The following is a 13,826-nucleotide window of genomic DNA, read 5'->3' as shown; positions in this document are numbered from 1 at the left end:
TTTCGTATAGTACTATTATACTACATCGAAATCCTGAGTGAAAGAAAAAAGACAACCGCCTCCTATTAGGAGGCTAGTTGTCTACAGTCTGAACCGGTATCCCCATCAGGATACCGGTTATCACTTATGGCCATTATTATAGATCAACCTTAAACCCGGGCCGTCTACCGTTTTCTCACCACCAGTTCATTAAACACGATCATGGCCGCTGAGATCACGGCCCCGATCCCCACCAGTATCCAGAGGTTATTGACGGCGATCACCGGCAATATGGCAACCAGGGTGGAGGTGACGGGCACAAAACACCCCTGTGCCACACCAAACGCTTCCCAGCTCTCCGTCTTCACATCAGGGTCCACGCAGCGCGCAAGGGCAAGCCCGCTTGGGGTCGAGCCGCATCCCGCCCCAAAGAACATCAGTGCCAGGGGGAACCAATCCTCTCCAAACCAGCGCCGCATCAGCACCATACACACAAAGGACATGAGCACGATGATCATCAGCATATGGATCATGATCGGAGCAAGATTGTTTGCAAAGAAATTCAGATCCAGGGTTGCCGTTGCTGAACAGATACAGATTTCAAGAGCCACTCCCCCTATATTATCAATGGTATCCTTGTCGGCATATGGATCCAAATGTGTTTTCCGCAAAACAGACCATATGATGATCGCGCCCACAATGCCGTAAAGAAGGGACGGGATATTGCTGGCAGCCGGGATCACCTTTGCGATCAGCCCAAAGAGCACGCTTCCGATCCACATGCTGAGGAACACAAAGCACATCTGCATGGCCAGGCCGTTGATGGAATCAGAAGCAACCGTTGCATGGCCAAGAGGTTTTTGCTTTTCCTTTGGAATATAGTCACTCTTCCTGTCATTTCCTTTGTTCTTAGCATTGCACAAGGCCCTTGCCCAGCCTCTTCTCACGCCAATATTGACCCATACCATTCCCACCACCATGGCAACGATCAGTCCAAGAGTCGCAAGGATCAGGCCAATGCTGAGCATCCCCTCTACACCCAGTTCCTCAAACAGGGTTCCAGAGGAGGTGGCGGCCCCGTGCCCGCCCCAATATGTAAATACAGTCATGACTCCCCACTCCCTAGGAAGCCCGGTCCATATCCTCTGCAGGCCCAAAGCTGCCAGTATCCCAACTGCAAGCTGTGAAAAATAGGACAGCAGGTTGGAGCTGATGGCTCCTGCAAAGGACTTCATTTTGGAAATGCTGATGGAAATGCCAAAAAGCGTGGTTGTCAATACAATGTTAATCATAGGTGACGCCATACCGGACCAGTTCTCCGGAATTTTAATAATTCCAAGGACCTGCGGACCCAGGATCAATGCAAGGGCTCCCCCGATCAGTCCGGAGGGAAGATATAATTTCCGCAGTGGTTTTACCACAGAACGCAAAACAACCCCGGCAAGCAAAAATAAAAACAGAAACATTAATTCATTTACTGCTGTAGCAAACATCACATTACCCCCAATATTCCAATTCAGATTACCCCTGTCTTACAATCCCATGTACTCCATATACTACATATACTCCATGTATTCCACATATCCAACCCCCAGTGATCTTATCTTTTCATCCACCCAAGGCCGGATATAGGTGCCTTCTTTTTCAATGGTATCAAGAATCCTCAGTTCATTTGCGTGAAGGGCATCCACCCTTTTCAGCAGTTCCTCCGCTTCTCCCGGACGGATAAAAACAACTCCGTCCTCATCCCCGAGAACAATATCCCCCGGATAGACGGTTCTCCCACCGCAGGCTATGGGGGTATTTACCTCCCCCGGCCCATTTTTATAGGGTCCGTCCGGCGTTACCCCGCGGGCGTAGACAGCAAAATCATCCAGAACCTCCATGGCTCCCACATCCCGGATGGATCCATCCACTACAATTCCATTAATCCCCCGTTTCCTGCAATATGTAACCATCAATTCTCCGAAAATGGAACGTCTTGTATCACCGCCGGCATCGATTACGATCACATCCCCCGGCTTTGCAAGGTCCATGGCCACATGAAACATCAGATTATCCCCCTCCGGGACTTTTACAGTAAATGCAGTTCCCAGCAGACTGCTTTTATTGACCGGGCTGATATCCTCATGGGCCGCTGATATACGGTTCATACAGTCATCCAGATTGGCCGCTGCCACGCCTGCAAACCTCTCTACCAACGCTCGCTCCGGGCGCTTAAAGTCCTTTACGATCACACATCCTGTCCTGCTCATATTTTTCTCCTCCATATTCTTTTTCGCTTATATAACACGGTTTTTTACATTCTTTCCATCTATCACATTTAATACTTCTTCCACAACTTCCATCCCCATCCTGTAGAGGGCCTCTTCCGTATTAGCTCCGATATGAGGGGTTGCGCAAAAGTTGTCAAGTGTCATCAGCTTATTCGTTCCCCTGGGCGGTTCCTCAACAAACGCATCGCAGGCCGCCGCCCTCAGCCTTCTCTCCTTTAATGCATGGTACAGATCATCCTCGTTTACCACACCCCCTCTTGCGGCATTTATAAGAACGGCATTTTTTCTAAAATGGTTAAAGTTTTCTTCTGATATCATATTCATGGTTGAAGGTGTCAATGGGACACTGATATTCACAAAATCCGATGCCTCCAGCATGGAATTCAGATCATCATATTTTCTGATCCCCCAGAAAGCTGCCTGTTCCTCTGAGCAATACGGATCATAGCCCACAAGCCTTACACTAAATCCGTTCCTGAGTATCTCGCCCATGCGCCGGGCAATATTTCCCATGCCCACAAGCCCCACTGTCTTTCCCGTCAATTCGATCCCCGTCATCTCAGGCGGAGCAATACATGCAAATCCCTCTCCCCTGATCCTTGCGTCACATGCCGCTATGTTCCTGCTTATATCCAGCATCAGTCCCACAATCAGTTCCGCCACTGAATTGGTATTGGCCAAAGGCGTATTCACCACTGTGATGCCCGCCTCCCTGGCCGCATCCAGATCAATGGTATTGCACCCCACTCCGTGTTTTCCGATCACCTTTAACTTTTTTGCCTGTGAAATGATCCGGCGGTTTACGTTTACAGTACGCAGTATAATCCCATCAATGTCTTCTATACGGTTAAAATTGTCAGTGATATCTGCACGCTGCCTGATCATCCGGACTGCGTCCGGATGAATATATTCGCTTAAATAAATAAGCATATCCAACCTCCTAGTTTTAATGGTTTGCTTCTAACGACTTATCAGTTGTGTGTCCTACATTCTACCGGTTTTTTGTAGTGTGCTTTTCTTTTTGTACAATAAGTATAGCTGTTGTATACGCTACTGTCAATATATAATTTGTAGTATATTTTTTAACAATAAATATTTCTGTAGTATATACTACATTTTGTTTAATATGCACCTTTCCGTGCTGTATTCCCGAAAAATCTCTGCTTATTTCGTCATAAACCAGCCTAAAGTTCGTTATAAAAAAAACGAGCCAATTAAAACCAGCTCGTTTTGTTATCTCACTACAAAATGTTAACAATTCATTCATATCTTACTGCATCAGACGAAACCCTTCCGTCATAATGTCCCTCTCCCTGGCCCGCAGCCTGTATTCCTCTTTATTCTTTCTGCATACAAGGGTTATTATATATTCCGCTATCATGTCAGCGCCTATGGCCGAATTAAAGAAACTCATATGGGAGGTTTCCACCACAAGGGAAATATCCGCATATTTGATCATGGGAGCCATCAGACTGTCAGTAACCACGCAGATCCTGCCCTTATGTTCTTTGGCCATATTGATTAAAAGCATGTCGATCTTATAATAACGGGCAAAGGAAAACAGGATAAAAATGTCCTCCGGTCCAACATCCTGTAGTGCTCCCAACACTTCCGTCTCACTGTTGCTGGGCAGATGGGTGACCCCGTTTATAGCAAATCCCAGTAACCTTGAAAAATGGGCGGACACTCCCATGCACCCCCGCAATCCGGCCACATATTTTCTTTTGGACTCAATAATCATATCGGCCAGTTTCTCATAGCTCTCCAGGGAATTCTGCTGAAAGGTACGGGTAATATTATAATTCATCATCTCCACAAACGCGCCAGGTATATCCTCCTCCTGGTATTTTCCTGCCAGCACATCGAACCGTTCTGAAAGCTGCATATTCCGCACAGAGGCACTGGTTTCCCCGATCAGGGAATTGTATATATCATTTTTAAGATCTGTAAATCCCAGGTATCCGATGGCTCTGGCAAAGCGGATAATGGATGCGTCACTGACTCCGATCTCTTTTGCCACATCCATGGACGACATGTTGCCGATCCGCTCCTGGTTTTTAAAAAAGTAATCCGCGATCCGTCTCTGCTGAGGCGTCAGCTTTGCTTCCTTCAGCCGTTCTGATAATCGGTTCATGGCTCCCTCCCCATAACAAAATATATCTGGATTTATAAAAATCCGTAGTGTTCTCTGTCATGAGTATATCAAAAAAAAGTGAGCGCTACAATCTATTTTCAAAACTCTTCTGCTATGCCTTGGTTAGTGAGCCGAAGCGCGGGCTGTTTTCCCATGTCTCAGCTCAACTTCGGCCAGAAGTCGCCATTGGCTTTCATCAGGGCATCCAGTACTTCCTTTGCAACCTTCGCGCTTGGTACGGTGCGGGACAGTGTCATTGCCTGCCATAATTTTTGATACGACCGTTCGATCCATGCCTCAACCACCAGTTTTTCTACCGATACCTGCTGTTCCATAAGACCCTTCTGGAATTGCGGAATTGTTCCCATGGCCAAGGGTTCCCATTGTCAGCCAGTGCAACCACTGAGTTGTTATTGATTACCTTTGTTATCTTCACAAGACTCCCCCTCGAAAAAACTATCTTCATATCACGGTCTAAACGGAGAATGGGATCCCCTGTCTTCACATCCTGTCCGGGCGATGCCAAAAGTTCAATCCCTTCGCCCTGCAGCTTCACAGTGTCCAGTCCGCGCTCTGATTGTAATCCTTTTGTCCCTGATCCATTTTCCAAACATAGTTTCCCTCTTTCACATGGATATGTGTACAGAACGCAAAAAAGGCATGATTACAAAAAATGTAGTCATGCCTGATCTTGCACAAATTGCACTTATATGATCATCAGTCCCCAACCATGATCCGCAATATCTCTTTGTCGGTCTCCCTCATTCCATCCTTGCCCAGCTTTGAGACACTTACGATCGTATTCTCAATGCCTTTCTTTACGATTCCGTCCCCGCCCTTAAACTCCTGGCCGTCCCTGGCCATTTCCAGGGCCAGAAACGCCGCGTCAATGGAGGACGCGATCTTTGCCGCGCAGGATGGTTTTGCTCCATCGCATATGATCCCGGAGGTAATGGCCAGGCAGTTTACAATGGCATGCTTGATGACCCTATCATCCTCATGCATAAGATACGCGATCCCGGCGCCCGCGGCGCAGCCGGCACTTACCGCCCCACAGTAAGCGGACAGACGTCCGATCCCTGCTTTCTGGTGGAGTCCCAGAAGGTTGGAGAGCACCAGGGCACGGTACAGCTCCTCCTGGGTGCTGTGAAGCTCCCCGGCATATTCGATCACAGGCACGGATGCCGTGATCCCCTGGTTTCCGCTTCCTGAATTAATAACCACCGGAAGCTCACATCCGCTCATGCGTGCATCGGAACCTGCCGCAGCTTTGGCCTTTGCGCGGATCCTGACATCCTTGGGGTCATTGGTTTTTAAAATAACCTTGCCCACATTTGCTCCCCAGTCATTGTCAAGGCCTTCCTCTGCAATCTTCATGTTATAGCTGATCTGACGCCGGATGATCTCCCTCACGTCCTCCAGATCACATGTTTTGGCAAAATCCAGGATTCCGTCCACTGTCAGCACATTCTCCTCGTCTGACTCAGAACCTCCGCAGCTGAACGGTTTTTCCAGTAAGACTTCCCCATTCTTTTCCAGGTAAACAATATTGGTGTGCTCATTTACAATGCGGACCACCACCTTGTCATCCCCGGCCCAGGCTGTGAGGATCAGATCAAAGACAATATCTGATTTGGCGATCTCCACGCTGATGACCTTTCTGTCCAGATACTCGCGGATCTCCGCCTTTTGCCGGCTTGTCACCTGGCTGATCACCTCCAGGAACAGGTCCGCATTTCCGGCGATCAGACCCGCTGCCGCCGCTGCTTCTATCCCCTTTAAGCCGTCTGTATTGGGCACGATCACACTTTTTACATTCTTGATCAGGTTGCCGCTGGCCTCCACCGTCACGCGGTCCGGCAGATTTCCCAGATGCTTTCCGGCCACAGCCGCGGCAAAGGAAATAGCGATCGGCTCCGTGCATCCCATTGCCGGCACAAGTTCTCTTTTTATGATCTCAATATATTGATTATATAATGCAGAATTTCTTTCCATTTTTTCCTCCAATGCACTTTAGTGTACCCGCGGATTCTCCGAAAGCGCACTTTATTAAAACGGCCCGATCTGAACAATGGCTGCAATTGCCACAAGGATGGCCGCCCACACGGAATTCGTAAGGAAAATGCGTATTACAAACCTTAAATATACACGGTAATCAATCTCCGCCATGGCAATGGCGCCTGAGGTCAGAGGTGAAGTAGGCATGATCATGTTTCCCAGCGCTCCGCCCAGGATCGCAGCCGCACATACGGTCTGCTGTGTGATTCCCGCCATGTCTCCAATGGGGGACAGGATGGGAACCAATACGGTTGCAAGTCCTGCATCGGAGATGATGAAGAAATTGCCGATATGGCCAATGAGGTACATGATCTCTGCCGTGAGAACGCCGGATGCATTGTTTAACATCTGTACCGCTGCATGGATAATGGTATCCACTGTTCCGGAATTGTCCAGGATCAAAGCGATCGCCTTTGCAAATCCCACTACCAGGACACCGCCCACAACTCCCTGAGCGCCCTTTCCAAAGCGGCGGAATACCTCGTTGGGAGAATACTTCATAACGATCCCAACCACTACCAGCATCATCAGGAATACGGCCGGAATGCCGTTCTTAAAGTCACCGCCCGTGAGAGCCAGATAGATGATGTAGCCCATTCCTACCAGAACAGATAAAAGCACCAGTTTTCTTTTTGCATCGAACTCCGGCATTTCCACAACCATGTCGGAACCCTCCGCACGCTGCTCCACATCATAGATCCAGCTGTTCTTCTTATCCTTTTTCAGCATGATGGCATATTTCATGGTCCAGAATGAAACAGATACATTAAAGCCGATAAAGGCCAGGATCCTTAACCAGATACCGGAGAACACAGGAAGCCCCACCAGCCCCTGGGCCACGCCGATGTTGAAGGGATTCGTGATTCCGCTTGCCAGGCCGGCGCCTCCCGCGCACACGGTTATGGCAATTCCCACCAATGCGTCCAATCCCATAGAACGTGCCAGCATAACTCCCAGAGGAACAAATGCCAGATATGCCTCCAATGTGCCCATCAAAGTGGGGACAATAGAAAACAGCAGGACAATAACAGGAATAAAGAATATGTCTTTTCCCTTGCTTTTCTTTAACAGTGAATTCAGGGCTGCCTGGATAGCGCCTGTATCACTGATCACGCTGAATGCTCCGCCTACGATCAGGATCAGGAAGCAGATCCAGCTGGTTGCCTGAAATCCTTTTGGCACTGATGTAAAAATTTCCAGCAGGGATGCCGGATGGCTTGCCACATATGAGAAGGAATTGGGATCTACCATCTCTCTTCCGTCAACGGTAGTCCTGACATACTCTCCCCCCGGTATGATGTACGTCAACAGCGCCGCTAATAAAATTAATCCGCATATAATTACCAAACCACTGGGAAATTCCTTGGCTTCCGCCTTGGCCTCAATTTCCTGTCCTTTTTTTAAATCCATACCTTACCTCCATTACCCTATGTATGATGATTGTCAGTTCTGTTAAAATTCGGCAGCTTTCCTTACTGCGTGGAGATTTTCCTCAGGCGTCCTGGGATCACACACGCATCCCGGTCCAATGATCAGACCTTTTCCATCCACCATGGCGATCGCCTGCTTTACATGGCCGATCACCTGCTGCGGTGTGCTCCGCCTTAAGAAACTGTCGTAATCCAACACACCGTTAATAATATTCGGAACCTCCTGTATTCCTCCCAGGAAGGTCTTTTTAACAGTTTCCCTTGCTGTCTTCATATCCGGCCGGGTATCCCTGTCATGCCAGTTGATGCAGTTGCAGGGGTATTTGCTCACCGTATCGTACATGATATTGGATCCATGGATATGAACCACGTTAAACCATGTCTTATCTTTATAGCTGTTGATCACTTCCAGATCATAGGGCTTACAGAATTCCGCGTACAGCACATCTGTCATAAAATCATAGGTCGCGGTCTGAATAGCAAAAAAGAAGCCGCTTACCCCTGCCTCAATATTGGCCTGCACAAAGCTGATGGTCGTATCCGTAATGGCCCGCAGCGCCTTATGTACTTCTTCGGGATGTTCCACCATATCCTGTATCAGACGGTTGCTGGTAAGCTTTTTAAGCGTTGTGGCCGGGCTGAAAATAGTCTGCAGATACGGCGTGTGCTTTGGTACGATCTTGGAAAGATGCCGGGTGACCTGCAGGGTCTTGCCCCAGGTTCCATGAGTGGCTGCCAAAGGCCGGATCATACCGTAGTCGCCCAGCTCCCTGATACCCGGTTCAATGATCACCGGTTCCTTATAGCGGTCACAGTAAATTTTAATCTTAGCTCCCCAGTCCTGGGTGGAGTAGGCGCCAAAGGGCATCATTTTGATAAAATCAAAATCATATTTCTCATTTTGGGAAACCATCTCCTCCGCCAGGGATCTGGGATCCTGATCCACCTCGGAAAGGTGCATCCACACACTGCAGGGAAGCCGGTCAACCTCTCCGCCTGCAAGGGCCGCCCTTATTCTATCCTCTCTTGTCATCTATGTCCTCCTTTTTATATTATTGACTTAATGTATATACATCTTTTGGCAATATGATATCATCAAATTGTCAACTTGTCTATATAAGTTTGGCCTTCAATATCGACAAATATTTTATGGTTTTTTTGTAAATATTGCACTAAATTTTACGGTTTTTTATTCATTATAGTCATAATATATAAATTTAAGAACATTTTTATCCATAAAAAAAGGTTGACACACCCTCAATATCAATCCATGTTATACCCGTCTCAAGTTGTATATATGTATTAACAACTTTTTAACAACAAAAAAGCACCTCACAGGTCATATAAACGTTCTCTGTGAGATGCTGCTTCAATTGCCGTGCTCCCGGATCCTCTTTATCACCCAATGGAAAATGTCATAAAAGGCGTCTCTCCTTTATTCTCCGGTGAAATCGTGAAGGTGGTTGCAATTGTCTTTTTCTCTTTATTCAGGATATCTGTGGTCCAGCAGATCAGATTTTCCTGATCTGTAAATGACAGTTTATCATAGTGCATAAAAGAATACAGGGGAGTATTAATATACATACTTAGATACTTTGGATTGCATTCACTGTGTTTTTGCAGGTAGTCATGAAGACAGGTCTTGGTGATCTCATCCGACTGTATGGGAAGATATCCCGTCAGGTCAATGGGAAGATAACTGAAATCCAATGCCATCAGCTGACCCCGATGCTGAACGGAACGGATGATCTCGTACACCAGCGCATGCTCCTTTAGATGAAACTTTTCTAACAGCTCCGGATATGCTTCGATCACCATGGTCCGCTCCAGGCAATGCTTCTTGGGAACCAAAGGCTTTAGAAAAAGATTGGGGGCCAGCATCTTGGAGGACGTGGAATAGTCGGAAGAATCGCTGACAAAACTCCCCTTTCCTTTTTGCCTGGTCACCACCCCCATAATCGACAATTCCTTAATTGCCATATTAGCAGTGATCCGGCTGACGGAGAACATTTGGGCTATTTCATTTTCAGATGGTATCTTATCCCCCGGAGAATAGATTCCCTGCTGTATATTTTCCAAAATAAAATTCTGGATTTTTACATAGCTGGGAATGAACTCCTCATTCTTCTCTTTCATACACTTCTCCAATCTTAACAATTCTTTTACATATTAGTATAGCAAAACACAAATAGTTTTGCAAGAATCTGCGATATGAAACGAGTATTGTTAATGACAACCTTCCATCATAGTGGTAGACTATTGCTAAGACTATACATTTGCTCATAGTCATTATACTATACACTGTAACGGGGATTGGGACCTTATGAAATCAGAGAAACTGCAGACAAAGATAAACAAGTATTTTACGATATTCACAATATGCATCATTACAACCCTTTCGGTGATCATCGGCCTGTGCTCCAGCTATAAACTGCAGGCTGAAACCGGCGAAAACCTGGCCGACACGGCCAGGCAGATTTCCATGCAGCTGGATCAGTTTATGTGGAACCACTATCACCAGCTGGATCTGCTGAAGGCAGCAGACGTACTTGTCACCGATGACAGTTACCAGATTACCTCCACGTTGATCAACCAGCTTCATGATTCATTTCCATCCTTTTCCTGGGTGGGGGTTACGGATGCGGACGGCATAGTCAAAGCGTCCAGCGGCGATATCCTGCTGGATTCGGATATTTCTGAACGGCCTGTATTTATCCAAGGGGCCAAGGGGGATTTTATCGGGGATGTTCATGAAGCCCTGCTGCTTTCAGACCTGCTGCCCAATCCAGCCAATGAGCCGCTCCGTTTTGTTGATATCAGCTCCCCCCTTTACGACCAGAACGGGGATTTTAAGGGTGTTTTGGCTGCCCACCTGAATTGGGACTGGGCGCAGGAACGTGTTTCCATGACCACTGAATCATTCCGTGACAGCCAAAAGATGGAGGTTCTGGTGCTCAGTAAGGATCATGATGTTTTGCTTGGGCCAAAGAAACTCATCGGCGCATCCCTGGTTCAGACAATGGCCAAAACGGATCAGGACAACGACCGCCAATGGGCCTCCATCACCTGGCCTGACGATCAAACATATTTAACTGGTTTTACCGCCTCAACCGGTTATGACGACTATGACGGCCTTGGGTGGACCATTGTTGTCCGCCAGCCGGTGGAGATTGCATACAATAATATTGTGCAGCTGGTGTTGCTGCTGATCGCAAGCGGAGGAGTTCTTTTGCTTTTATTTATGATGCTCAGTTCCATCATTTCAAAAAAGCTTACAGAGCCCCTGAACCGGCTATCTGAAGTGGCTACCCTTCTCAAATCCGGCCGCAAGGTACCCATGCCTGATTCCAACGGTATCTGCGAACTTGAAAACCTTGAATCAGCCCTCTCCAACCTGTTCAGCGATCTGAACATAACTGACGCGGCATTGAGCGAAATGAAAACCATCGCCACCACCGATCCTCTCACAAGCCTAAAAAACAGGCTGGGATTTGAAAACTCTATCAATCAGTGCAGTAAGACCCTTGATCCCCTATCTCACTCCCTTGCAATCCTCTATCTGGATCTGGACGGATTCAAGATCGTAAATGACCGGTATGGCCATGACATTGGGGACAAGCTATTGATCGAGATTTCCAGCCGGCTTACCACAGCGGCCCGCAGCAACGAAATCCTTTCCCGAATTGGCGGAGATGAATTTTTGCTTGCACTCATTGTCCCGGTTGGCGCTGCTGTTTCGGTTATAGAACCTATTGCCCGCCATATCATTGAGGCCATCAACCGGCCGTTTCCCTGCGAAACTCACGAAATCCAGGTGGGATGCAGCATAGGCTGCGCTGTCTATCCGGAGGACAGCACGGAACTTCAGACCGTGATCAAATATGCGGATAAGGCTTTATACTATTCTAAATACCATGGAAAGAACCGATTTACCATGTATTCTTCGGGTATCTCCTCCAGGTAGAAGGCGGCGGGCGCGGGAGAGACGCCGTGATGGGAACCGGCTCAGGCTTGTTTTCTCACCTCATATGCCTGTCCGCAAAATCCATAAAGCAGTTCCAGTCATATTCGTCCATATCATGGTTCCCTGTCTTATGGTGATGCCCGATCCTCCCCTCATGCAGCGGGTGTTCTGGGAGGGGCATTTCCCTCTCAGCAATCCCGGGCACACCTAACAGCCGGTAAACCGGATCTGCCTGGACACAGGATTCAAACTGCCCTTCGGGGTCTGCCCAGCTGTCAAATGTCCTGGATGTGGTATAAACCAGTCTGGGGGCAATGAGGGCCAGCAGCATGTGCTGGTCAAAGGGAAGTTCCTCCTCCCTGTCCTTATACTTCTGGTAATTAGCGCAAAACCAGTAGGGAAACCGGTTGGCAATATCCTTGATCCGCTCCCCTTTGGACCCCCGGGCTATGGCATCCCCGCTGTTGCCCGCACAGCTGCTCACAGCCATGGCAAAGCGCTCATCCTGTGCCGTACACCACAGAGCCGTCTTTCCCCCACGGGAATGTCCCACCACAGCCACTCTCTTTTCATCGATCAGAGGATCAGTTTCAAAATAATCCATGATCCTGCTGGCCGCCCAGGCCCACACGGTTATGGCTCCCCATGCGTCTAATGGACGGTTCTCTCTGTACTCGGGAAACAATTTGTGAAAACAGGTACTGAATCCCTCATCATAATCCGGAGCTACTTCCTGTGTGCGGAAGGATGCGCAGGCATATCCCCTAGAGATGATAGTCTCTGCCGGATAAAAAGGACTGAGAAAATGTCTGGCAGGATCGCTGTCCCTGATTCCGCGGTTGCAGATGGTGATAAAGGCAGGCACCGGTTGTCTCATCCCCACAGGGATAAATACCACAAAATTAAAACTGAAATGATTTTCTCCCCGGATAGCCTCCACTTCCACCGTCCTGCGCACAGCACGGCCCTCCATCACGTTCGGCCCCTGCCTCGAATCCGCCGCCCGGATTTTTATTTCCACATCCTTCATATCGGGCAAACGCCCATATTCCTGATCCCTGAACAGTTCCAGTATCTCCGGCCTGCGTGTTTCAAACCAACGCCTGCTGTCTCTTACAACGGTACCGTCCATGCATGTGAGTACAGACGGCACATTTCTCTTATTTTCCGGCATTTGGATCATTTTTCTTGTCCTCCTTTTTGACATTGAGTTTTATATCGCTGGGCGCATAGCCAAACTGCTTTTTAAAAACCTGGAAAAAATACGCGTAGTCGCTGTATCCCAGCATATGCGCCACTTCGTTGACCCTGTTTTTAGGATTTTTAAGCAGGATCCTGGCGTTCTCCATTTTCACCATGGTGACATAGGAAGAGAAGCCTGCCCCTGTTTCCTTTTTAAAGCATTTGCTAAAATAAGACATGGAAACCAAAAGCTCATCGCACACATCCCGAAGGGAAATGTTGCGGTTGATATTCCGGTCCACGTAGCTGATCGCCTGGGATACCATGGATGAATAGCCGTCCTTGCCGGAGCGGATTCCATAGATTCTCCTCTCCAGACTGTCCATATGGCCAGGAGCCGTCCCCGCCTCCTTTTTGTGCAGCGTGTCCGTCACATGCTTTAATGCCTGCTCCATTTCCTCTGTCAATATAGGCTTTAACAGATAATCACTTACACCGTATCGGATCGCCTGCTGTGCGTATTCAAACTGGCTGTAGCCTGAAATGATGATGAACCGGATATCTTTCCTGGTACCCTGGATTTTCTTGATCACATCCAGCCCGTTAAAACCCGGCATCTGAATATCAATGATCACAATATCAGGAGCCGAATTGTGGATCAGTTTTAGACCTGCAACTCCGTCATATGCAGTTCCGGCAACACGGCAACCGAATTTTTCCCAATCCGTGGATTTGGAAATTGCTTCCACTGCAATCTTGTTGTCATCAATAATTACCACCGAATACATTTTCATCCCTCCTTT

At 48.0% G+C, this 13,826-nt stretch carries 12 protein-coding genes and 1 pseudogene; 1 reads left to right on the top strand and 12 read right to left on the bottom strand.

Translation table 11 applies throughout. The features are described from left to right. Window positions 1–164 precede the first annotated feature (164 nt). The 10 genes and pseudogenes from ABID13_RS27320 to ABID13_RS27275 form a co-directional block, all read right to left on the bottom strand. Window positions 165–1,472, bottom strand: coding sequence for a sodium/glutamate symporter (locus tag ABID13_RS27320; RefSeq protein ID WP_048931242.1), 1,308 nt, complete (start codon window positions 1,470–1,472; stop codon window positions 165–167). A gap of 63 nt (window positions 1,473–1,535) precedes the next feature. Then, entirely contained in the window at window positions 1,536–2,234 is a 699-nt protein-coding gene (locus tag ABID13_RS27315; RefSeq protein ID WP_045091926.1) for an RraA family protein, read from the bottom strand. A 27-nt stretch (window positions 2,235–2,261) separates the two neighbouring features. Further along, window positions 2,262–3,185: a hydroxyacid dehydrogenase gene (locus tag ABID13_RS27310; RefSeq protein ID WP_048931243.1), complete on the bottom strand. Its 924-nt coding sequence runs from the start codon at window positions 3,183–3,185 to the stop codon at window positions 2,262–2,264. Between the two features lie 340 nt (window positions 3,186–3,525). After that, the gene (locus tag ABID13_RS27305) at window positions 3,526–4,389 is read right to left on the bottom strand and encodes a MurR/RpiR family transcriptional regulator (RefSeq protein ID WP_045091928.1); all 864 of its coding nucleotides are present in this window, start codon (window positions 4,387–4,389) and stop codon (window positions 3,526–3,528) included. Between the two features lie 158 nt (window positions 4,390–4,547). Continuing rightward, a pseudogene (locus ABID13_RS27300) lies at window positions 4,548–4,769 on the bottom strand (family 4 glycosyl hydrolase); the annotation flags it as partial. Continuing rightward, entirely contained in the window at window positions 4,703–4,945 is a 243-nt protein-coding gene (locus tag ABID13_RS27295) for a hypothetical protein (protein ID WP_276325555.1), read from the bottom strand. The gene ABID13_RS27295 and the pseudogene ABID13_RS27300, both read right to left, overlap by 67 nt. Window positions 4,946–5,106: 161 nt before the next feature. Then, window positions 5,107–6,384, bottom strand: a complete 1,278-nt coding sequence (locus ABID13_RS27290) for an L-cysteine desulfidase family protein (protein WP_045091929.1) — start codon at window positions 6,382–6,384, stop codon at window positions 5,107–5,109. 54 nt (window positions 6,385–6,438) lie between these two features. Then, on the bottom strand, window positions 6,439–7,857 hold the full coding sequence (locus ABID13_RS27285) for a YfcC family protein (protein ID WP_007860038.1): 1,419 nt from the start codon (window positions 7,855–7,857) through the stop codon (window positions 6,439–6,441). Window positions 7,858–7,899: 42 nt separating this feature from the next. After that, window positions 7,900–8,910: a uroporphyrinogen decarboxylase family protein gene (locus ABID13_RS27280; RefSeq protein WP_007860039.1), complete on the bottom strand. Its 1,011-nt coding sequence runs from the start codon at window positions 8,908–8,910 to the stop codon at window positions 7,900–7,902. A 365-nt stretch (window positions 8,911–9,275) separates the two neighbouring features. Beyond that, window positions 9,276–10,013, bottom strand: a complete 738-nt coding sequence (locus ABID13_RS27275; RefSeq protein ID WP_007860040.1) for a GntR family transcriptional regulator — start codon at window positions 10,011–10,013, stop codon at window positions 9,276–9,278. Between the two features lie 187 nt (window positions 10,014–10,200). On the opposite strand from ABID13_RS27275, the gene ABID13_RS27270 reads away from it, so the two are divergent. Next, on the top strand, window positions 10,201–11,841 hold the full coding sequence (locus ABID13_RS27270) for a diguanylate cyclase domain-containing protein (protein WP_048931245.1): 1,641 nt from the start codon (window positions 10,201–10,203) through the stop codon (window positions 11,839–11,841). 55 nt (window positions 11,842–11,896) lie between these two features. Here the strand turns inward: ABID13_RS27270 and ABID13_RS27265 are convergent, their stop codons facing one another. After that, window positions 11,897–13,024, bottom strand: a complete 1,128-nt coding sequence (locus tag ABID13_RS27265; RefSeq protein WP_007860043.1) for a glucuronyl esterase domain-containing protein — start codon at window positions 13,022–13,024, stop codon at window positions 11,897–11,899. Beyond that, entirely contained in the window at window positions 13,002–13,811 is an 810-nt protein-coding gene (locus ABID13_RS27260) for a response regulator transcription factor (protein ID WP_007860046.1), read from the bottom strand. The genes ABID13_RS27265 and ABID13_RS27260 overlap by 23 nt, the downstream gene beginning before the upstream one ends. Between the last annotated feature and the right edge of the window lie 15 nt (window positions 13,812–13,826).

The organism is Enterocloster citroniae, assembly GCF_040545455.1.
In the GTDB taxonomy this organism is placed as follows: Bacteria; Bacillota; Clostridia; order Lachnospirales; family Lachnospiraceae; genus Enterocloster; species Enterocloster citroniae.
The sequence above is the reverse complement of the archived record's forward strand: the minus strand, read 5'-3'. Positions and strand labels throughout refer to the sequence as shown.

What these genes read in the sequence shown, in the direction of transcription:
- ABID13_RS27270 (WP_048931245.1), top strand. Translation starts at nt 10,201, where the DNA reads ATGAAATCAGAGAAACTGCAGACAAAGATAAACAAGTATTTTACGATA.
- ABID13_RS27280 (WP_007860039.1), bottom strand. Translation starts at nt 8,910, where the DNA reads ATGACAAGAGAGGATAGAATAAGGGCGGCCCTTGCAGGCGGAGAGGTT.
- ABID13_RS27315 (WP_045091926.1), bottom strand. Translation starts at nt 2,234, where the DNA reads ATGAGCAGGACAGGATGTGTGATCGTAAAGGACTTTAAGCGCCCGGAG.
- ABID13_RS27275 (WP_007860040.1), bottom strand. Translation starts at nt 10,013, where the DNA reads ATGAAAGAGAAGAATGAGGAGTTCATTCCCAGCTATGTAAAAATCCAG.
- ABID13_RS27285 (WP_007860038.1), bottom strand. Translation starts at nt 7,857, where the DNA reads ATGGATTTAAAAAAAGGACAGGAAATTGAGGCCAAGGCGGAAGCCAAG.
- ABID13_RS27290 (WP_045091929.1), bottom strand. Translation starts at nt 6,384, where the DNA reads ATGGAAAGAAATTCTGCATTATATAATCAATATATTGAGATCATAAAA.
- ABID13_RS27265 (WP_007860043.1), bottom strand. Translation starts at nt 13,024, where the DNA reads ATGATCCAAATGCCGGAAAATAAGAGAAATGTGCCGTCTGTACTCACA.
- ABID13_RS27260 (WP_007860046.1), bottom strand. Translation starts at nt 13,811, where the DNA reads ATGTATTCGGTGGTAATTATTGATGACAACAAGATTGCAGTGGAAGCA.
- ABID13_RS27310 (WP_048931243.1), bottom strand. Translation starts at nt 3,185, where the DNA reads ATGCTTATTTATTTAAGCGAATATATTCATCCGGACGCAGTCCGGATG.
- ABID13_RS27305 (WP_045091928.1), bottom strand. Translation starts at nt 4,389, where the DNA reads ATGAACCGATTATCAGAACGGCTGAAGGAAGCAAAGCTGACGCCTCAG.
- ABID13_RS27320 (WP_048931242.1), bottom strand. Translation starts at nt 1,472, where the DNA reads ATGTTTGCTACAGCAGTAAATGAATTAATGTTTCTGTTTTTATTTTTG.